At 58.1% G+C, this 18,848-nt stretch carries 21 protein-coding genes and 1 pseudogene; 7 read left to right on the top strand and 15 right to left on the bottom strand.

Annotated elements, in window-relative coordinates; genetic code table 11:
* Positions 1-114: 114 nt before the first annotated feature.
* A pseudogene (locus tag CBW22_RS04480) lies at positions 115-1,013 on the top strand (LysR family transcriptional regulator).
* Between the two features lie 245 nt (positions 1,014-1,258).
* Here the strand turns inward: CBW22_RS04480 and CBW22_RS04475 are convergent.
* From CBW22_RS04475 to pmbA, 11 genes are all read right to left on the bottom strand, one after another.
* A complete protein-coding gene (locus CBW22_RS04475) occupies positions 1,259-3,169 on the bottom strand; it encodes a BglG family transcription antiterminator (RefSeq protein WP_021509720.1) in 1,911 nt (636 codons plus the stop codon).
* A gap of 24 nt (positions 3,170-3,193) precedes the next feature.
* Complete coding sequence (gene dagF, locus CBW22_RS04470) at positions 3,194-3,931, bottom strand: 2-dehydro-3-deoxy-phosphogluconate aldolase (protein WP_088516117.1); 738 nt, start codon at positions 3,929-3,931, stop codon at positions 3,194-3,196.
* On the bottom strand, positions 3,928-5,049 hold the full coding sequence (locus CBW22_RS04465; RefSeq protein WP_058759854.1) for a DgaE family pyridoxal phosphate-dependent ammonia lyase: 1,122 nt from the start codon (positions 5,047-5,049) through the stop codon (positions 3,928-3,930). Before CBW22_RS04465 ends, dagF begins: the two co-directional genes overlap by 4 nt.
* A complete protein-coding gene (locus tag CBW22_RS04460; RefSeq protein ID WP_088516116.1) occupies positions 5,033-6,166 on the bottom strand; it encodes an amidohydrolase/deacetylase family metallohydrolase in 1,134 nt (377 codons plus the stop codon). The genes CBW22_RS04465 and CBW22_RS04460 overlap by 17 nt, the downstream gene beginning before the upstream one ends.
* 92 nt (positions 6,167-6,258) lie before the next feature.
* A complete protein-coding gene (locus CBW22_RS04455) occupies positions 6,259-6,906 on the bottom strand; it encodes a DUF4310 family protein (RefSeq protein ID WP_021509724.1) in 648 nt (215 codons plus the stop codon).
* Positions 6,907-6,918: 12 nt separating this feature from the next.
* On the bottom strand, positions 6,919-7,695 hold the full coding sequence (locus CBW22_RS04450; RefSeq protein ID WP_021509725.1) for a DUF4311 domain-containing protein: 777 nt from the start codon (positions 7,693-7,695) through the stop codon (positions 6,919-6,921).
* A gap of 25 nt (positions 7,696-7,720) precedes the next feature.
* Positions 7,721-8,017, bottom strand: a complete 297-nt coding sequence (locus CBW22_RS04445) for a DUF4312 family protein (RefSeq protein WP_021509726.1) — start codon at positions 8,015-8,017, stop codon at positions 7,721-7,723.
* Between the two features lie 2 nt (positions 8,018-8,019).
* A complete protein-coding gene (locus tag CBW22_RS04440) occupies positions 8,020-8,376 on the bottom strand; it encodes an SFCGS family glycine-rich protein (RefSeq protein WP_021509727.1) in 357 nt (118 codons plus the stop codon).
* A gap of 19 nt (positions 8,377-8,395) precedes the next feature.
* Positions 8,396-8,734 (bottom strand): glycine dehydrogenase, encoded by a 339-nt coding sequence (locus tag CBW22_RS04435; protein ID WP_010617110.1) that lies wholly within the window; start codon positions 8,732-8,734, stop codon positions 8,396-8,398.
* Positions 8,735-8,997: 263 nt separating this feature from the next.
* Positions 8,998-9,384, bottom strand: coding sequence for a cytochrome b562 (gene cybC / locus CBW22_RS04430; RefSeq protein WP_088516115.1), 387 nt, complete (start codon positions 9,382-9,384; stop codon positions 8,998-9,000).
* Between the two features lie 72 nt (positions 9,385-9,456).
* Positions 9,457-10,797, bottom strand: a complete 1,341-nt coding sequence (gene pmbA / locus CBW22_RS04425) for a metalloprotease PmbA (RefSeq protein ID WP_021509729.1) — start codon at positions 10,795-10,797, stop codon at positions 9,457-9,459.
* A gap of 115 nt (positions 10,798-10,912) precedes the next feature.
* Here pmbA and yjgA point away from each other — a divergent pair, with 115 nt between their 5' ends.
* Complete coding sequence (gene yjgA, locus CBW22_RS04420) at positions 10,913-11,455, top strand: ribosome biogenesis factor YjgA (RefSeq protein WP_058759857.1); 543 nt, start codon at positions 10,913-10,915, stop codon at positions 11,453-11,455.
* Positions 11,456-11,667: 212 nt separating this feature from the next.
* On the opposite strand, the gene mpl is transcribed toward yjgA, so the two are convergent.
* The gene (gene mpl, locus CBW22_RS04415; protein ID WP_058771333.1) at positions 11,668-13,023 is read right to left on the bottom strand and encodes a UDP-N-acetylmuramate:L-alanyl-gamma-D-glutamyl-meso-diaminopimelate ligase; all 1,356 of its coding nucleotides are present in this window, start codon (positions 13,021-13,023) and stop codon (positions 11,668-11,670) included.
* 168 nt (positions 13,024-13,191) lie between these two features.
* On the opposite strand from mpl, the gene fbp reads away from it, so the two are divergent.
* Positions 13,192-14,199, top strand: coding sequence for a class 1 fructose-bisphosphatase (gene fbp / locus CBW22_RS04410; protein WP_021509731.1), 1,008 nt, complete (start codon positions 13,192-13,194; stop codon positions 14,197-14,199).
* A 176-nt stretch (positions 14,200-14,375) separates the two neighbouring features.
* Here fbp and CBW22_RS04405 read toward each other — a convergent pair whose 3' ends face one another.
* Positions 14,376-14,639, bottom strand: coding sequence for a helix-turn-helix domain-containing protein (locus tag CBW22_RS04405; RefSeq protein WP_021509732.1), 264 nt, complete (start codon positions 14,637-14,639; stop codon positions 14,376-14,378).
* 91 nt (positions 14,640-14,730) lie between these two features.
* On the opposite strand from CBW22_RS04405, the gene CBW22_RS04400 reads away from it, so the two are divergent.
* Positions 14,731-15,021 (top strand): helix-turn-helix domain-containing protein, encoded by a 291-nt coding sequence (locus CBW22_RS04400; RefSeq protein WP_021509733.1) that lies wholly within the window; start codon positions 14,731-14,733, stop codon positions 15,019-15,021.
* A 97-nt stretch (positions 15,022-15,118) separates the two neighbouring features.
* On the opposite strand, the gene CBW22_RS04395 is transcribed toward CBW22_RS04400, so the two are convergent.
* Positions 15,119-16,678, bottom strand: a complete 1,560-nt coding sequence (locus CBW22_RS04395; protein WP_088516140.1) for a methyl-accepting chemotaxis protein — start codon at positions 16,676-16,678, stop codon at positions 15,119-15,121.
* 172 nt (positions 16,679-16,850) lie between these two features.
* Between CBW22_RS04395 and CBW22_RS04390 the strand changes: the two genes are divergently transcribed.
* The 3 genes from CBW22_RS04390 (at position 16,851) to ppa (ending at position 18,412) form a co-directional block, all read left to right on the top strand.
* A complete protein-coding gene (locus CBW22_RS04390; RefSeq protein ID WP_058759859.1) occupies positions 16,851-17,264 on the top strand; it encodes a lysozyme inhibitor LprI family protein in 414 nt (137 codons plus the stop codon).
* Positions 17,265-17,331: 67 nt separating this feature from the next.
* Positions 17,332-17,781 (top strand): DUF441 domain-containing protein, encoded by a 450-nt coding sequence (locus CBW22_RS04385; protein ID WP_021509736.1) that lies wholly within the window; start codon positions 17,332-17,334, stop codon positions 17,779-17,781.
* 100 nt (positions 17,782-17,881) lie between these two features.
* Positions 17,882-18,412 carry an inorganic diphosphatase gene (ppa, locus tag CBW22_RS04380; protein ID WP_021509737.1) on the top strand — a complete coding sequence of 177 codons (531 nt, stop codon included), beginning with the start codon at positions 17,882-17,884 and terminating at the stop codon, positions 18,410-18,412.
* Between the two features lie 80 nt (positions 18,413-18,492).
* Here ppa and CBW22_RS04375 read toward each other — a convergent pair whose 3' ends face one another.
* Positions 18,493-18,846 (bottom strand): gamma-glutamylcyclotransferase family protein, encoded by a 354-nt coding sequence (locus tag CBW22_RS04375; protein ID WP_031280151.1) that lies wholly within the window; start codon positions 18,844-18,846, stop codon positions 18,493-18,495.
* Positions 18,847-18,848: the final 2 nt, after the last annotated feature.

Here is an 18,848-nt window from a genome sequence, read left to right as displayed (position 1 = left end):
CACTGCGGTGAGAATCCACCACAGGCTTTATACGTCAATGGTAAAAGGCTGGACGCCGGATTGTTAGCCAGTTAATCTGCCTGGCATATTCAAATTTACTGACAGAGAGTCGGCATGGCTAAAGAGCGCGCGTTAACCCTGGAAGCTTTACGTGTGATGGATGCTATTGACCGTCGCGGCAGCTTCGCCGCGGCGGCCGACGAGCTGGGACGCGTGCCATCGGCGCTGAGCTACACCATGCAGAAGCTGGAAGAGGAGCTGGATGTGGTGCTGTTTGACCGCTCCGGCCATCGCACCAAATTCACCAACGTCGGGCGAATGCTGCTGGAACGCGGCCGCGTGCTGCTGGAAGCCGCCGATAAACTCACCACCGATGCCGAAGCGCTGGCGCGCGGCTGGGAAACCCATCTGACCATCGTGGCCGAAGCGCTAATCCCGACCGAGCTGCTGTTCCCGCTGGTAGAGAAGCTGGCCGAGAAAGCCAATACGCAGATTTCGCTGGTCACCGAAGTGCTGGCGGGCGCGTGGGAACGACTGGAACAGGGGCGCGCCGACATCGTGATCGCGCCGGATTTGCATTTTCGCGCCTCCACCGAAATCAACACGCGCAAGCTGTACAGCATTATGAGCGTGTATGTTGCCAGTCCGGATCACCCGATTCATCAGGAAGCCGAGCCGCTGTCCGAGGTCACGCGCGTTAAGTATCGCGGCATCGCCGTGGCGGACACCGCGCGCGAACGTCCGGTATTGACGGTGCAGCTGCTGGCAAACAGCAGCGCCTGACGGTAAGCAGCATGGATGATAAACGCCGCGCGCTGCTGGCGGGTCTCGGCGTAGCGACCATGCCCTATCCGATGGTAGAGAAAGATATCGCCGAAGGCCGCCTGCGCGTCGTCAGCGCCGAGTATACCCGTGAGGTGGATATTATTATGGCGTGGCGCCGCGATAGCATGGGTGAAGCCAAAGCCTGGTGCCTGCGTGAGATTCCGAAACTGCTGGCGAAACGCGGCTGATTTTGTGGGCTGGCGGCCTTTCGCCCTCACCCCAGCCCTCTCCCGCACGCGGGAGAGGGAGCCGCCCGAACGTGGTTTTAAGAGGGAATCTAAGAAGGAGTCGTCCGGGCGTGGTTTGAGGGCCAGAATTCAGTCAATTCACCGGGCGCTGAGGCTCAGCGCCTGAACTCACTCACCGCTGGATCGGTCCCCTCGCCCGCTTGCGGGAGAGGGTTAGGGTGAGGGGAAAACCGCACCCATCCCCCTCACAACCGGCTCAGACAATCCATCGCCACTGCTTTAAAGCTGACGAAATCAGCGCAGTCGCGCAGTCTTGTCACCGCCCTTTCGCGCAGGAAGGTGACAAACAGATCGTAAATCGCCATCGCCTCCTCATATTCACTCTTACTGATCGCCAGCAGAAAAATTACCGAAGCCGTCTCATCGCCCCAGCTTACGCCGTGCGGTGCCAGCACGGTGTAAACCACGGTTTTTTTAGCCAGTAATCCCAGCGAGTGTGGCAGCGCGATCCCTTCACCCAGCATGGTACTGACAATCGCTTCACGCTCTTCGACCGACGGATAAAAATCAGCATCGACATAGCCCTCCGCCTCGAGCCGATCGCACAGCAGGCGGAACAGCGCCGACTGGCTCATCGGCCTGTCGAGCACCATGAAATGCTGCGCGTCGAAGTACTTCTCCAGCATGTAAGGCCGGGTGCGGTCCACCAGCACCAGCTTGCCGAGCTGTTCCAGCTGAAACTCCGTAGGGAACGGCGACATCATCACTACCGGCTTGTTCTTCTCGCTGAGTCGCGCGGTTGAAATAACAAAATCTTCATCAATGTGCGCACGCACTTCGTAGTCACGCTGCGACAGCCGCGCCGTCACCACCAGCTGCGGGTATTTGCGCAGCAGCAGCGCCTCGATCATGCGCAGCGTGGAGTTGCCGCTGTCGCAGACCAGCAACACCTGCGGGTGTCGCTGATAGCCGACATCGTAATGTCGCTCCAGCCCGACGCCGATGTGCAGCACCAGAAAGCCAATCTCGTTTTCGCTGATGGTATACGGCGTGTATTTGCCCCAGCTGGTGACGGCCGCCAGCGTTACATCGTAGGCCATCGGATAGTGCTGCTTGATGTTACTCAACAGCGGATTGGGGATGTGGATCTGATAGCGCACGCGGGTGATCATGGTTTTGATGTGCGTGAGCAGATCGGCGCGCAGCTGCTCATCCTGCTGCAGCCGGTAGTTGTAATGGGTGTTGATGTAGTTAAGCAGGTAATCCACCAGCGCATCCGCGTCATCGGCGTTGATGGTGCTGGGGGCCAGCGCCTGAATCTGCCGCGCCGCAATATTAACGCGCAGCCAGTTCTCTTCCGCCTGCGAGATGCCTTTACCCACCAGCGGGCGCATCAGATTAACCAGATCGTGCGCCGCCTCGCGTATCTCCTCGCCGACATCCTCCGCGCCGGGATCGCTGAGCGGGAAGCCTTCGCTGATGCGGCGCACCGCCACCGCGCAGTAAATCAGCAGATAGCGCTCGCCTTCATCGCTCAGCCGGATGGCGTGCTGCGTAAAGCACTGCGCCAGCAGCGGCTGCAGCTGCGCCAGCATGCCGCTGTGCAGCGCCTCGACCGTCAGCAGCGGGCTGTCCGGCGTCTGCTGGTCGATTTGCCACAGCAGATCGGTCAGGCAGGTGCGAATCGCCGCCTCGCTGCCAAACAGTTTCATACCGTAGCGCGGCTTGGTTTCGATGTTGAGATGATAGCGGCCCAGCCACTCGCGCACTTCCGCCATATCGCTCTGCAACGTGGCGCGGCTGACGAACCACTCTTCCGACAGATCTTCCAGCTTGAGCGAATACGCAGCGGTGAGAAAGCGGCTCAGCAAATAGCGCACCCGATCCTGCGAGGTGCGCGGCACCCGCAGCGGTGCCGCACTCTCCTGCTGCAGGCGGCCGAAGCGTACCGCGTCGTCGATTTTTAGCTGATAGCCCGCGCCGCGCGCCAGCACGAACTGAGCGCCGTGCTGTTCCAGCAGCGCATTGAGCGCGGTGATGTCGGTGCGCACCGTGCGCGTTGAAACGGAAAAACGCCGCGCCAGCTCATCCTGTGGCAGCGTTTCGCTTTGCAGCGCCGCGAAGAGTTGAGCTAAACGCTGATTGGGAAATCTCACGGAGCCTCACCTGTTACTCATTTGTTACAGCAGTTTCTTGCACGTTGCCAGAAGCTGACGCACATCGTCAATGCGCGTGTCGCCGCTGGCGCTATCAATAATTGAGCTGTAAACGTGCGGGATGACTTTACTGACCCCGGCCTCCAGAGCAATCCGCACGATCTCTTCGAAATTACTGAGATCGATACCGCCGGTCGGCTCCAGCCAGAAATCATGGCGCGCACAAGCGTCCGCCACCGCGCGATACTCCTCCACCGCTTTCAGGCCGCCCATCGGGAAATACTTCACCGAACTGCCGCCCATATCCTGCAGCATGGCGATCGCCGTGGCGATCGGCACAATGCCGTCCGCCGCCTGCGAACTGCGCGGACCGGTGGAGATTTTCACCTTGCCCGGCGTGCCGGTTGGTGAAACCAGACCGTTCACGATGGTGTGTGGCTGTCCGAGCAGCGCGCGGCTGGTGGCCACGCCGGTAAAGACCTGATTAACGTGCTGCGGCTGCAGTTCCGCCGAGATTTCACTGACCATCGCCGACTGATTCGGGTCGCCCGCACCCAGCCCGACCGACAGCGCATTATCAATCAGCGCCGCGTACTCGCGCATATCGGCAATCGCGGCCTCATTCGAGGCGTAGTTTTTCGACAAAACGCCGACCAGCACATGCCCTTCTGCCGCCTGCCAGATCGCCTGCGCATTCTGCTTTGAACCGGCCAGCACGTTGAGGCACAGACGGCCCTGATAGAAATTGGCGTTAAGATTCATGCGCGTTTTCCTCCGCTGAGCAGCGCCTGGATGCGGCTAAAGATGATGTGCAACTGTTCCGCGCTGACGCTGCGCACATCCGCTTCGATAATGCCTTCGTTGGCTTTATAGCCGCGGAAATAGATGGCGATGTCGCCGTTTTTCAGCGCCTGCACCAGCTCGCCGGTCGGCCAGCCCGTCACCGCTTCATCAAATTTGATCTCAGCGCGGGCGATATCACGACCGGCCGCATCCCACACCACGCGCGCGCTGACGCCGTTCAGCGTGTTGAGGTTATCGATAAAGGGCGTCATCTTCGCCACCATGTCGGCACCGCTGGTTTTGCTCTGCAGCAGGTAGTTTTCAATCGCCTGAGTCAGGCCGAGAATGCCCTCTTTGCCGACTTTCATCGCGCGGCCAATGCCGTTGCTCTGGCGTTTCACCCACTCGACGTACTGGCTGCGGCCGATCACCAAGCCGCTGGTTGGCCCTTCAATCGCTTTGGCACCGCTGTAGATCACCAGGTCGGCCCCCATCTGGTAATAGCACTGCAAATCCTCTTCGGCCGCCGCATCGACAATCAGCGGAATACCGTGTTTGCGCGCGACCACCGCCGCCTGTTCGACGCTGAGATGGCTTTTCTGCACACAGTGATGCGACTTGACGTACAGCAGCGCCGCGGTGGTCGGCGTGATGGCCGCCGCCAGCTGCTCTGGCGAGCACTCATTGCTGTAGCCGGCCTCAATCAGGCGTCCGCCGCCCAGCGCCACCATGCTGCCCACCGGCGCGCCGTAGTTCACGTTATGGCCTTTCGGCACCACGATGTCGTGCGGCACGCTGAGCGGCGCGGCGTGCAGGTTATCCAGCAGCCAGTCGTTATCTTTGACGATCACCGCCGCCACGCACTGGGCAATACCGGCCGAGGCGCAGGACACCACCACCGCGTTTTCGACTTCCAGCAGGCGCGCGATGTAGGCACCGGTTTTATTGACCAGATCTTTGATCTCAAAGTAGTGATTAAGGCCGTAGCTGACGGTATCCACCACGTCGGCGGACGGCGTCGACACGCCAAGAATGGTCATACGGCCGGAGGCGTTGATCACCTGTTTCAGGTCATATTTCTCATAAATCGAAGACATGATGCGCTTTCCCTTCCTCAGTCAGATGCCACTGGCCCGCGATCACCACGGCCAGCGGCAGCAAATGTTGCTCACCCGTGACCCGTTCGCCTTCAGCATCGACGAACGGGCGGGCTTCCTCTTTGACGGTAAAAATGGTCAGATCGGCGTCATAACCGGCGGTCAGATGACCTTTACCGGCCAGACGCAGACCCGCTGCGGCATTAACGGTGACGCAGGCGATCACCTGCGGCAGCGTCATGCCGATGGAGAAAAATTTCGACATCACGTGCGCCAGGCTATGCACCGGGCCGTTGATGCGGTTGCGACAATAGATATCGGAGCTGATGGTGTCCGGCAGAATGCCCTGGGCAATCGCCTCCCGCGCCACCGCAAAACTGAAGCTGGCGCTGCCGTGGCCGATATCCAGCTTCACGCCGCGCGCGATCGCCTGCTTAACCGCCGCTTTCAGCTCGCCCTGCGGTGACAGAATGCGGTTCGGCTTGCCGTTGAAGCAGTGAGTGATGATGTCGCCGGAAGTGAGCAGCGCGGCGATCTCTTCCAGCACCGGCGGGTTGTTACCGATGTGCACCATCAGCGGCAGATTGCCCGCCGTCTGCTGAATGGCTTTGGCGCGCACCAGCGGCTGAATGCCGTTGTCGCCGACCACGCTGCTGCTCATGCGTGCCTTCAGGCCGACAATAAAGTCCGGGCGACGCTGTACCGCCTGCACCACCGCTTCGCCGTCGATCTGCGCCATGTCGGCCAGCTCGTTCTGCGTGACGATGCCGGTGCGCGAGATGTTGATCAGCGCGCGCACTTCGGTCTTCGCGCTGCGCGTCAGCTGATAAAAGTCGTCGATGTGATCGGCACCAGTGCTGCCCGCATCCACCACGGTGGTGACACCCTGCGCCACGCCAATCGCGTCGGCTTCGTCGTGGTAAATCGGCGATTTGGGATAGCAGTGTACGTGGCTGTCAATCCAGCCGGCGCTGACGTAATAGCGGCCGCCGAGATCGCGCTCCTGTTGCGCTGCGCCGTCCACCTTACCGACCGCCGCGATTTTGCCGGCGCGAATCGCGATATCCACCAGCTGTTCATCACACAGACGCGCGCGGCGCAGAATCAGATCAAACATAAAACCCCCATTTACAGAGCGCACATGCCGTAGCGGCGCAATTTATTGCGCGATAAATCGCGCCGCTACGGGATTGTGCAGCCATTTCGCGCTTACAGCGAAACCGGGAAGATAGCGCCGAGCACCATGGCACCGAGAATTGCGCCGCCGGTAATCGGCTTGTTCCACAGGTAAAACAGCAGCGCACCAACCAGCGAACCGAGGCCGATCGGAATTGATGCCGCCATGGCAGACAGAATAATCAGTGGACCAAGGAAGCGACCGGAGGCATTCCCGGCGCCCATCATTACGTCCGCGCCGTAGGTGGAATCGCTCTGGTTGATGGTGAATTTACGCGCGAGGATAATCACGTAGCCAATCGCCACGCCAATCACCAGCCCGGTTGCCAGCGAGGCGGCAAAGTTCGCCACCGGAAACACGATACCGGCTCCCAGCAGCAGCGCTGGCACACCGAGGCCGACGCCGGTCTGAATCGCGCCGCCGATATCCAGAATCCCTACCAGCGAACCTTCAATGATGCGGGCAAACAGGAAGCTGGCACCAAACGCCGCCACCGCGCCGTACACGCCGGTTTCCATGCCGGAGCGCAGCATCGAAACAAATGCCACTTCGTTAAAAGCACCGATGCCGTACAGGTAGTACATGTGCGTCCCGGCGAATACGCCGGAGGAGAGCAGGCCGACAAACAGCGGGAAAGACCAGTCGGCGTACCAGAACCCTTTGTTTTCGTTCTCGTTCATGCTGAAGGCTCCTTATTTGCCGCTCAGGCTGTTGTGGATCATGTCGAGCCAGCCAGGGATGCCGAGCTGGAAGGATTGCAGCAGTTTCACATCGAAGCCACGGAAGAAGCCGCTCAGCACAAACAGCAGGACAATCGCAGCCATCATCACTTTGGTGACTTTGTTCCAGCCGCTCTCTTCCACGCCTTTACCGATCAGAATGCCCAGCACCAGACCCGGCACGGCGTTACCCATGATCAACTGCGCCAGACCACCAAAAATGGTTGCCCAGAAGCCCGATTTCTTACCGGCATCAATTGCCGCCAGCCAGAAGATCACCGGCATCACCGTGTTCACCAGCAGATTCGCCGCCGGCACCAGCACTTTTACCGCGGTCACCTGCAGCGCAGCCGGTACGGCGGAAGCGGTACTGTTCAGGAAGGCCACCACGATCATGCCGATAATGCCGCAGGCTATCGCCATGCGTTTCGGGTTATGCAGCGTTTCCGCGACGTTGCGGTTCTTTACCATCAGTGCGGCCGCGCCCCAGTTCGGCAGAATGCGGTGATCCACATCCTGCGTGAAGGAGCCCGCAGCAACGGAGGATGCCCAGGCGTTAAAGAAGAAGCCGAGACCAAAGGAGAAGTGCGAAGCCGGATCGCCCTCGCAGGAGTTGAGCTCGCCCAGCGTACGGAAGGCACCCATCCCCTGCGTGACAGGCGCGTGGAACATGCGCGCCGCGCCCGCTCCAACGCCCACGCCGACTAATCCACCTATGATCAACGACTTAAACAAAATGATTAAAAACATATTGTTACCCTTGTTGTCGTTATTCTTACGTTGCTGTGAAGGTCACGCTCTCGGTGTCGATCACAGTGACGCTGACGGTAATTTCCAGCTCCACGCTGTAATTCCGCCGTTCACGCGCGAGGAAAAAGAACAGAAATTTCTCCTTCCGCACGCTCTCCTGCGCGCGTAGCACCCGCACATCGAGCGGTTCAATGCGCAACAGAATTTTCTGGCTGGTGCGCAGCACCTGCTGCTGCACCTTGCTGAGCGCATCGGCGAAGGCTTTTGCTTTGCTGTCGCCTTTGCCCTGCACCGTGACCTGCGTCTCATACTGTTGTTTCATGCTTAGCTGCCGTGTTTTTTATTCCAGGCCTGAACCAGACGCTCACCCAGCTCTTCTTTATCCATGAAGCCAAAACCGAGCACGGTGGCACCTTCGTTGATGGCGGTTACCCCTTCGTCCACCGAACGCATACCGTGTTTGGCTTTGTAGCCGTACTTGTTCTGCGCGGTGATGGCACCGGCGCCGCCGCTGCCGCAGAAGGAGATGCCGAAATCAGCGTTTTCCGCTTTCATCACGTCGCCCAGTTTCATATCCGCCGCCACGCCCGGCACCACTACAGCCCGACCGCCGGCTTTTTCGACGCCAGCTGCCACTTTCTGCCCTTTACCCAGACGATCGCCAATCACTACCGTTACCATATTCTGTTCCTCTCTCAATTCATGCTTCGTTCGATTTCGCCACTTCGATATGCACCGACAGCAGCCAGGCTTCTTCGACAGGCAAATTGCCAAACAGATCCACCACCTGCTGCGCCAGCGCCATGGTCTCAGGCGAGATGTCCTCAAACAGTTCGGCTTCGACGTCCGGCAGCGCCTCTCCGGTGAGAGAACGTGCCGCCATGGCGCGGACATGTGAGGCCAGCATTTGCTGTTGCACCGCATTGGCTGCAATGTGGTGCGCGGCATACAGCGCCGCGATTTGATTCATCACCTTATCCGCCAGCGCCTGGATTGCCTCCGGCGTGCTCGGTTTCAGCGGGACAGCATCACTCCTCACCTTGTTACTCCTGTTTACAGCGGACAATGTCAGATAATTCGCGTTGAGAAGAAATTACGCTGTCCGCCTGGCGGTGTGGAGACGCAACATTTCCACCTCAAAGTGGAAATCCCACGGGCGACTGTGCGCCAGATCGCACGATGCACGAACTATGCGAGATCGCTCACGAAATGCGTGAAATGAGGTAAAAAGCGGGATAAAAACGGTGGAATGACGCGAAGCCGCGGCAGGAATAAGGCCAGCCTGCAGGCTGGCCCGGTTTATCAGCGGAATTTCTTATGGTTGGCGTTACGGATATCTTCCAGTTTCTTCGCTTCGGTTTTCGCCTCGTCCAGCTTGTTAGCCTGCGCCAGCTGGTCGACAACGTCGATCTGGGCAATCAGTGAGTCCAGACCGGCGTGGTAATCCTTGATCTGTGCGCTGTCAGCGCCCTGACCTCCCAGTTTTTCCGGCGTGGATTTTTTTGCATCCTGCGCAGCGGCACGCATCTTGCCCAGTGCAGCGTGCATTTCCTGCGCGTCAGAGGTTTTCTTAACGACACTCAGCCCGTCTTTCAGAGTATCCATATCCTGCTCCAGGTCAGCCGCGAACAGGCTGGCTGAGGAGAACAGCAACGACAAAGACAACATAGCAATCACATGCTTACGCATAACGTTTTCCTTTAATTATTATCAGGCGAAAAAAAAGCAGCCGCTGTGGGCTGCTTTCATCAAGCGATGTCTTTATTGTCCGGCGATTTTCATCTCCGGCAGCAGCACCGATCCGCATTGTATATTGCTGCGCGTTTCAATGTCGTTACCGACCGTTACCATATTGAGCCACATATCTTTGAGGTTGCCCGCAATTGTGATCTCGCTCACAGGGTATTGAATTTCACCGTTTTCAACCCAGAAGCCAGCCGCACCGCGTGAGTAGTCGCCGGTCATGGCGCTGACGCTGGAACCCATCATCTCGGTAACGATCAAACCGCGCCCCATCTGCTTCACCAGATCGTCAAAGCTGTGGCCCTGACCGGCGATGCGCCAGTTATGAATGCCGCCCGCGTGGCCGGTGCTTTGCAGGCCAAGCTTACGCGCCGAATAGCTGGTCAGCAGCCAGTTCTGCAGCACGCCATCTTTCACGATTTCGCGCGCTTCGGTGCGTACGCCTTCGCTGTCGAACGGCGTCGACGCCAGCCCTTTCAGCAGGTGCGGCTTCTCTTCAATCGTCAGCCACGACGGCAGAATCTGCTGGCCCAGCGCGTCGAGCAGGAAGGTGGATTTACGGTAAACGCTGCTGCCGCTGATCATGCCCACCAGATGGCCGAACAGGCCGGTGGCCACTTCCGGCGCAAACAGCACCGGCGCTTTCATGGTCGGCAGCTTACGTGGCGAAAGACGTGCCAGCACGCGGCGCGCGCACTCCGCGCCCACCCAGTCGGCGCTTTGCAGATCGCCCATCGCGCGGCCAATGGTGTAGGCGTAGTCGCGCTCCATGTCACCATTGTGCTCGGCAATGACGCAGCTCGACAGCGAATGCCGGCTCGAGCAGTAGCTCTGCAGCATGCCGTGGCTGTTACCAAAGACTTTGATGCCGACGTGGCTGTTAAAGCTGCCACCCTCGGTATTGGTGATGCGTTTATCAGCCTGCAGCGCGGCCTGCTCGGCCTGCGCGGCCAGCTCAATGGCGCGATCGGCGTCGATCTCCCACGGGTGATAGAGATCGAGATCCGGCGCCTCAAACGCCAGCAGATCGCGGTCGGCCGGCGCAGCACAGGGATCGGGCGAGGTGTAGCGCGCGATATCGATCGCAGCCTGCACGGTGCGTTTAATCGCGTCCGGGCTGAGATCGGTCGAGGAAGCACTGCCTTTGCGGTTTTGGTGATAGACGGTGATGCCAAGCGCGCCATCGCTGTTGAATTCGACGTTTTCCACTTCGCCGTAGCGGGTACTGACACCGATTCCGGTGGTTTTGGTGACCGCCACTTCTGCTCCGTCGGTGCTGGCTTGCGCCAGTTCCAGCGCCTGCGCGACAGCCTGTTCCAACACTTTACGTTGTTCTGCAACCTGAGTAGATACGTTCATCGACCTGCCGTCTAATCTTAAGTATGAATTTATTGAGTCTATCAGACTCAGAGAACAATTTCGCAGTCGCCCGATAAACTGGTAGGATTAGCCTCTTTTTTTAGGGAGCCAACAGATGACGAAGCAGCCCGAAGACTGGCTCGACGATGTGCCGGATAATCAGGAAGAAGAAGACGAAGAGATTATCTGGGTCAGTAAAAGTGAAATTAAACGCGACGCCGAGGAGCTGAAACGCCTGGGCGCCGAGTTAGTGGATTTAGGGAAGAACTCCCTGGATAAGATCCCGCTTGATGAACAGCTGCGTGACGCCATTGAACTGGCGCAGCGCATTAAGAAGGAAGGCCGCCGCCGCCAGCTGCAGCTGATTGGTAAAATGCTGCGTCAGCGCGACGAAGAGCCAATCCGCCTGGCGCTGGATAAGCTGAAGAATCGCCACAACCAGCAGGTTGCGCTGTTCCACAAGCTGGAGCAGCTGCGCGATCGGCTGATTGAACAGGGTGATGACGCGGTGGCGGAAGTGCTGAATCTCTATCCGCACGCCGACCGCCAGCAGCTGCGCAGTATGATCCGCAACGCACAGAAAGAGAAAGCCGCCAGTAAGCCGCCAAAAGCCGCCCGCCAGATTTTCCAGTACCTGCGCGAGCTGGCTGAAGCGTAAGTCCGCTGCGGACGATTGCCCCGCCCTCACCCTAACCCTCTCCCGCAGGCGGGAGAGGGAATAGCACAGTGCTGAGGTAGCTGAAGCAGAGTGCTGAGGTAGCTGAGGACGAGCGCTGGATGTGACGTCCGCACCGGACGGCCCCTTCTCCCGCTTGCGGGAGAAGGCTGGGATGAGGGCAGATCGCCTCTCGGCCCAGGGCCGGCCACGCATTACTTACCTAATCGCTCCAGCAGTTTCTGATGAATCCCGCCAAATCCGCCGTTGCTCATCACCAGAATCGAATCACCCGGCTGCGCCGCTTTAGCCACCATCTCCACCAGCGTATCAATGTCCGCGCTCCAGTGCGCCGGCTGAATGCAGGCGTCCGCAACGTCGGCGACCTGCCACGGAATGTGGTGCGGCTGGAACAGGAATACCTCATCGGCACGCCCTAACGAAGGGGCCAGTTCGTTCTTACTCACGCCCATCTTCATGGTATTAGAGCGCGGCTCAAGCACCGCCAGAATGCGTGCGGTGCCGCCGACTTTACTGCGCAGCGCCGCCAGCGTAGCGAGAATCGCCGTTGGGTGATGGGCAAAATCGTCATACACCTTAATCGCGTTCACTTCGCCGCGTAGCTCGAGGCGACGACGCGCGTTAATGAAGCTGTTCAGCGCCTCTCCGGCATCGCACGGCTTCACGCCAACGTGACGTGCGGCGGCAATCGCCATCAGGCCGTTGTGCATGTTGTGTTCGCCGACCAGCGCCCAGTTCACTTCCGCCACTTTCTCGCCGTCGAGCCAGGCTTCCCAGCGCGAGGCATCCGGCACCAGCTTCTTCGCCTGCCAGCGGCCGTTGTCGCCCACGCTCTCCTGCTCGCTCCAGCAGCCCATCGCCATCACCTGCTTAATATTGTGATCGTGTTCCGGCAGCAGGATCTTGCCCTGACCCGGCACGATGCGCACCAGATGGTGGAACTGCTTCTGGATCGCCCGCAGATCGTCGAAGATGTCGGCATGATCGAACTCAAGATTGTTGAGGATCAGGGTGCGCGGGCAGTAATGTACAAACTTGGAACGCTTGTCGAAAAACGCGCAGTCGTACTCATCCGCCTCGATGACGAAGAATGGACTTTTTCCTAATTTTGCCGATACATCGAAGTTACCCGGCACCCCACCAATAATAAAGCCCGGTTCCAGGCCGCAGGCCTCGAGAATCCACGCTGCCATGCCGGCTGTGGTGGTTTTGCCATGGGTACCGGCCACCGCCAGCACCCAGCGATCGCGCAGCACGAAATCGTGCAGCCATTGCGGTCCGGAGAGGTAAGGAATGTTGCGTTCCAGCACCGCTTCCACGCACGGGTTGCCGCGCGTCATGGCGTTGCCGATGATCACCAGGTCCGGTGCCGGGTCCAGCTGCGAGGCATCGTAACCTTCAGTTAATTCAATGCCTTGCTGTTGCAGCAGCGTGCTCATCGGCGGATAGACATTGGCATCTGAACCGGTCACTTCATGTCCGAGCGAGCGGGCCAGCATCGCCAGTCCGCCCATAAAAGTGCCACAAATCCCGAGGATGTGAATGCGCATAAAAAGATCCATTACTCAAAAGTTCGGCGCACAGTGTAACGCCGAGTCCGGAGGGAAGAAACGGATTAGGACTATGGTTTTTGAAGTTCAATCGGCTAAACTGCGTACGCATACGTTGGTAGCTTGTTACAGCTGCTGCCACTCCATCGTAGATTCAGGGAATGTGTTATGAAAACGTTAGGCGAATTCATCGTCGAGAAGCAACACGACTTTCCTCACGCCACAGGTGAACTGACGGCGCTGATTTCCTCCATCAAGCTGGGCGCAAAAATCATCCACCGCGACATCAACAAAGCGGGTCTGGTGGATATTCTCGGGGCCAGCGGCGTAGAGAACGTGCAGGGTGAGCAGCAGATGAAGCTGGATCTGTTCGCTAACGAAAAGCTGAAAGCGGCACTGAAGGCGCGCGGTGTGGTCGCGGGGATTGCTTCCGAAGAAGAAGATGAGTTTGTCATCTTTGAAGGTTCGGAGAACGGTAAGTATGTAGTATTGATGGACCCGCTGGATGGTTCTTCGAACATCGACGTTAACGTTTCCGTCGGCACCATTTTCTCGATTTATCATCGTATTAGTGAGCCAGGCACGCCGATCACTGAAGCCGATTTCATGCAACCGGGCCACAAGCAGGTTGCCGCAGGTTACGTGGTGTACGGTTCCTCAACCATGATGGTGTACACCACTGGCGTGGGCGTTCATGCCTTCACTTACGATCCGTCGCTCGGTGTGTTCTGCCTGAGCCACGAACGCATGACCTTCCCGGAAAAAGGCTACACCTACTCGATCAACGAAGGGAACTACATCCGCTTCCCGCAGGGCGTGAAAAAGTACCTGAAGTTCTGCCAGGAAGAAGATGTATCAACGAAGCGCCCTTACACCTCACGCTACATCGGTTCGCTGGTGGCGGATTTCCACCGCAACCTGCTGAAAGGCGGCATTTATCTTTATCCCAGCACCGCCAGCCACCCGAAAGGCAAGCTGCGCCTGCTGTATGAGTGCAACCCGATGGCCTTCCTCGCCGAACAGGCGGGCGGTAAAGCCAGCGACGGTAAAAACCGTATCCTCGATATTCAGCCGGAAACGCTGCACCAGCGCTGCCCGTTCTTCTGCGGTAATGATGCGATGGTCGACGACGTTGAACGCTTCATGCGTGAGTTCCCGGACGAACATCAGGCGTAATTAAGCGGGCATTTAAAATGCCTGCATGTGATGCCTGCCAGTCAATGATTTTCGGTCGCCATTAATGGCGACCTTACAGGTCGATGGCACGGTTTATGTTGGGTGCGCATTTATGCGCACCGGCATACAGAGATTAATTGCAATTTAATCGGCACTACGCCGTTGCCCAGGCTTACTTATTTTTTATTTCTGATTCTTGCCTGTCGATTAATTAATTCACCATTCTCCGCATAATAACGACTCGGCCAGATCTCAGCCGGCGAAATACCAATTGCTTCGGCAATAATTAATTCCCCTTTCGGCCACGGACGCGCCAGCGCATTGGCTAACGTGGTGGAACATAATCCCGCCTGTCGGGATAACGCCGCCATTGAGGTTCCCTTTTTACGCAGCGCCGCAATGATATCGGCCGGATGCCAGTCTGACTTCGCATTATTCACGCAACTCTCCTTAGTTCGCTTATCCATTCCCGTAACGATACTACGTTACTCGTAGTATCTGACAAGCGCTAAATCTACGATTCTCGTAGTCATGAAACCGACCTCCTCGCTGCAAGACACTTTTTGTCGACGCCTGAAACAAGCGCGTCTGGCGAAAGGTTTGTCGCAGAAAGGATTGGGTATTGCCGCAGGGATTGAAGAGTTTTCTGCCAGCGCGCGTATTAATCGCTATGAACTGGGCGTGCATAAACCGGATTTATTAACGCTGCAATTACTGGCGCAGGTGCTGGAAGTGCCGGCAGCCTATTTTCTGGCGGAAGATGATCGGCTGGCAGCGATGATTCTGGCATTTCCCGCCGGTCTGAACAGCGGTGCACCATAAGGCGCACCGCATAAAGTACCGCGTTATCTTCTCCCGCGTCGCCATCCATCAGGGCGAACGCAGGCAACGTTACCGGTCATCCCTGACCCCACCCTGATTATGCTGTCGCCACGCGGAACTGTGCCATGGATGCCTGCAACTGCTGCGACTGCGCTTCCAGCGACTGCGTAGCGGCGCTGGCCTGCTCCACCAGCGCGGCGTTTTGCTGCGCGGCTTCATCCATCTGCGTCACCGCCTGGTTAACCTGTTCAATGCCGCGGCTCTGCTCTTCCGAGGCGATGGAGATCTCCTTCATCAGCGCGGTGACCCGCATCACTTCGCTGGAGATCTCATCCATGGTTTCGCCGGCGCGCGTGGCCATGTCGCTGCCCTCTTTGACCCGCGTCTGAGATTCGCTGATCAACTCACGAATCTCTTTGGCGGCGCTGGCGCTGCGCCCGGCCAGGGTGCGCACTTCGTTGGCAACCACGGCAAAACCGCGCCCCTGCTCACCGGCACGCGCCGCTTCCACCGAGGCGTTGAGCGCCAGGATGTTGGTCTGGAACGCAATACCGTCGATCACGCTGAGAATATCGGCGATCCGATCGGAGCTGTGGGTGATCTCACGCATTTTCTCCATCACGTAGCACACCACTTCTGCACCGCGATCGGCAGTATCCGACACGCTACTGGCCAGCTGATTGGCCTGCTGCGCGTTACTGGCATTAAGCCGGACGGTGGCCGTGAGCTGCTCCATGCTGGCGGCAGTCTGCTCCAGCGAGGCCGCCGACTCCTCCGTGCGCTGCGACAGATGCACCGTGCCCGCGGACAGCTCGCGGCTGCCGACGTCAATCTGCAGGCTGGCTTCACGCACCTGGCTGACCGAGTTGCGCAGCGCCAGCTGCATTCCCGTCAGCGCCTGGTTCAGACGGCCAATTTCGTTATTGGCCGCTGTCGGCAGCGGCTGCGACAAATCGCCGGCTGCAATCTGCTCCAGATGCTGGATTGCCCCGTCCAGCGGACGCAATAGCGCGCGGCGCAGCAGCAGCCAGGCCAGTGCAATCAGCAACAGGGTCAGCGCGACGGCGACGCCAATCATGATCTTCATCTGCAGTTCATTGTGCGCCGCTGCCGCCAGACGTGCGGCAGAGACTTCGTCGGCATACAGGCTGAAGTCGTTCACTGCCTTGGAATAGTTAGCCGCCAGCTGCGACAGGTTGCCTTCCAGCACCTGGTAATACTCATCGGTATACTGCTTTTGCAGCGCATCCATCATGGGTGCCATGGCACCTTTTTGATATGCGCTGAACGCGGCCGCGACCGCATCGGCGAGACTTTTGCCCTGCGCGGTAACGGTACCGGCATCAATAAACGCGGTCAGATGGCGTTGCGAGCTGGCGACATCCGCCTGCGCCTGTTTGGTGACGGTCGCACCCTCGTCCAGCAGGCCGATTTCGATTTTGCGCACCGCCAGCGCGGCGCTGGCGCGGGCACGCATCAGATCGGCGTTGCTCTGATACAGGCTGTTGAGTTCAATGCCCTGAATACGGTTGATGGCGTCAAGTGACTGGTTGCCGGAATTGATGGCGTAGATGCCCATACCGCTCACTGCCAGCAGCAGCAGCGTCATAAAGGCCAGAAGAGAGAGTAAAGCCGTGCGTATAGATAGCTGTGTGATCATGATAATTCCCGTGCGCTTTAAAAAAGGGAGAATCCAGTAGCCCTAAAACGGAGAGATTATCGGCAGTGACCGGGGGAAACTTTATCCTTCATTGATGGTCAACCTGATTACGATCATCTACGCTTCAGATTTCCTGAAGTTCGTAGCGCTAAAAGCAAGGAATGTAACGATGAAAAAATGGCTTCCGCTCGCCTGTCTGTTCGCGTCCAGCGTGGCAATGGCACAGCAAAACCCTATCGATCAGCAGCTCAATCAATGCCTGAATAAAGAGTCCAGCACCGCCGGCATGTCGCAGTGCTACAGCTCGGCCAATAAGGCGTGGGACAAAGAGATGAATGCGCAATATAGCCAGCTGATGAAGAAATTAACCGGTGAGCCCAAAGACAAACTGCGCAATGCGCAGCGCGCCTGGCTGGCCTACCGTGATAGCTGGACCGATGCCAGCCGCAGCTATTTCCTCAGCAGTCAGGGCTCCATGGCGGCGCTGTCAGTGGGCGCGCAAGGCGTCAGTCTGGTGCGCAACCAGGCGCTGATGCTGCAATCAATCAACAAAGGCAGTTGCGCCAATCCCGATGATTGTTGATAAATGGGGGCGTTAAACACGCTTAGCGCTGACCACGGTCAGCGCGCCCATTATTCACGGAGAAACCATGGCTGCCTACGCCTCGACCCTCATTCTTATCTGCCTCGCCATCCTGAGCTACTTCGTCCACAACAGCGCCGTCACCATTTCGATTCTCATCCTGCTGGTGATTAAGCTCACGCCGCTGGCACAGTTCTTTCCCTACGTCGAAAAGCAGGGCATCCAGATTGGTATAATCATTCTCACCGTGGCCGTCATGGCACCGCTGGCAAGCGGCACGCTGCCGGCCTCGTCGCTGCTGAAATCCTTTGCTAACTGGCAATCAATCGTGGCGATTATCGTTGGCGTATTTGTTGCCTGGCTCGGCGGTCGCGGCGTCAGTTTAATGAGCGTGCAGCCGTCGGTGATTGGCGGGTTGCTGATTGGCACGGTGATTGGTGTGGCGTTCTTTCGCGGCGTGCCGGTCGGGCCGCTAATCGCCGCAGGGATTGTGTCGCTGTTTGTCACCACGAAGTAGCCTGCTGGACCATTCCGAAACGCCAAAAAGGGGGCATACTTTCAGAGTCAGTTGGCTATAATAGCCGTCACTCAACTTACGACTAATGAAGGAAAGCCAGATGAGTTTGAACCAGGTGCCTGCAGGTAAAGATCTGCCAGAAGATATCTATGTCGTCATCGAGATCCCGGCCAACGCCGATCCGATCAAATATGAAGTGGACAAAGAGTCTGGCGCCCTGTTTGTAGACCGTTTCATGTCTACCGCCATGTTCTATCCGTGCAACTACGGTTACATCAACCACACGCTGTCTCTGGATGGTGACCCGGTTGACGTACTGGTGCCAACCCCGTATCCGCTGCAGCCAGGTTCAGTGATCCGCTGCCGTCCGGTGGGCGTGCTGAAGATGACCGACGAATCAGGTGAAGATGCCAAACTGGTAGCGGTTCCGCACACCAAGCTGAGCAAAGAGTACGATCACATTAAAGATGTGAACGACCTGCCAGAACTGCTGAAAGCGCAGATCACCCACTTCTTCGAGCACTACAAAGATCTGGAAAAAGGCAAATGGGTGAAGGTTGACGGCTGGGACAACGCGGAAGCGGCTAAAGCTGAAATCATCTCCTCTTTCGAGCGCGCACAGAAGAAATAAGTTTTCTGTTAGCGCTGCCGCATCGCTATGTATGGCGATCGGCAGATAAAAAAACACCGCCCACTGGGCGGTGTTTTTATTTACGCTTCTGCGGCGTCATCGCGCCGTAACCAGTCGCCACTCGCGATGCGGGTGCGACCGGCAATCGAACGCTGATACACGTACAGCCAGGCGCTGCCGTAGGGCGTCTGGATCAGCTGGCGCTTATACTCGCCGTTCTTGCTGCGCAAGGCATCCAGCTCGCCGAGGGTACTGGCGTCGATGCGATACACTTCGCAGTACACCGTGCCGTCCCCCTCAACCACGCCCGGATAGTGACCGAGATTGTAGAGCGCAAACCCTTCAATCTGATGGTCGCCGAGCCATTGCGCATTGGTCATCCAATGACTATTTCCCTGTTTGCGCCGTAAACTGCCGTAGACAATTATTCGCATTG

This window comes from Pantoea sp. VS1 (genome assembly GCF_002207995.1).
Classification (GTDB): Bacteria; Pseudomonadota; Gammaproteobacteria; order Enterobacterales; family Enterobacteriaceae; genus Pantoea; species Pantoea dispersa.
Note: the sequence above shows the minus strand (reverse complement) of the source record. Positions and strands in the feature narration are given on the sequence as shown.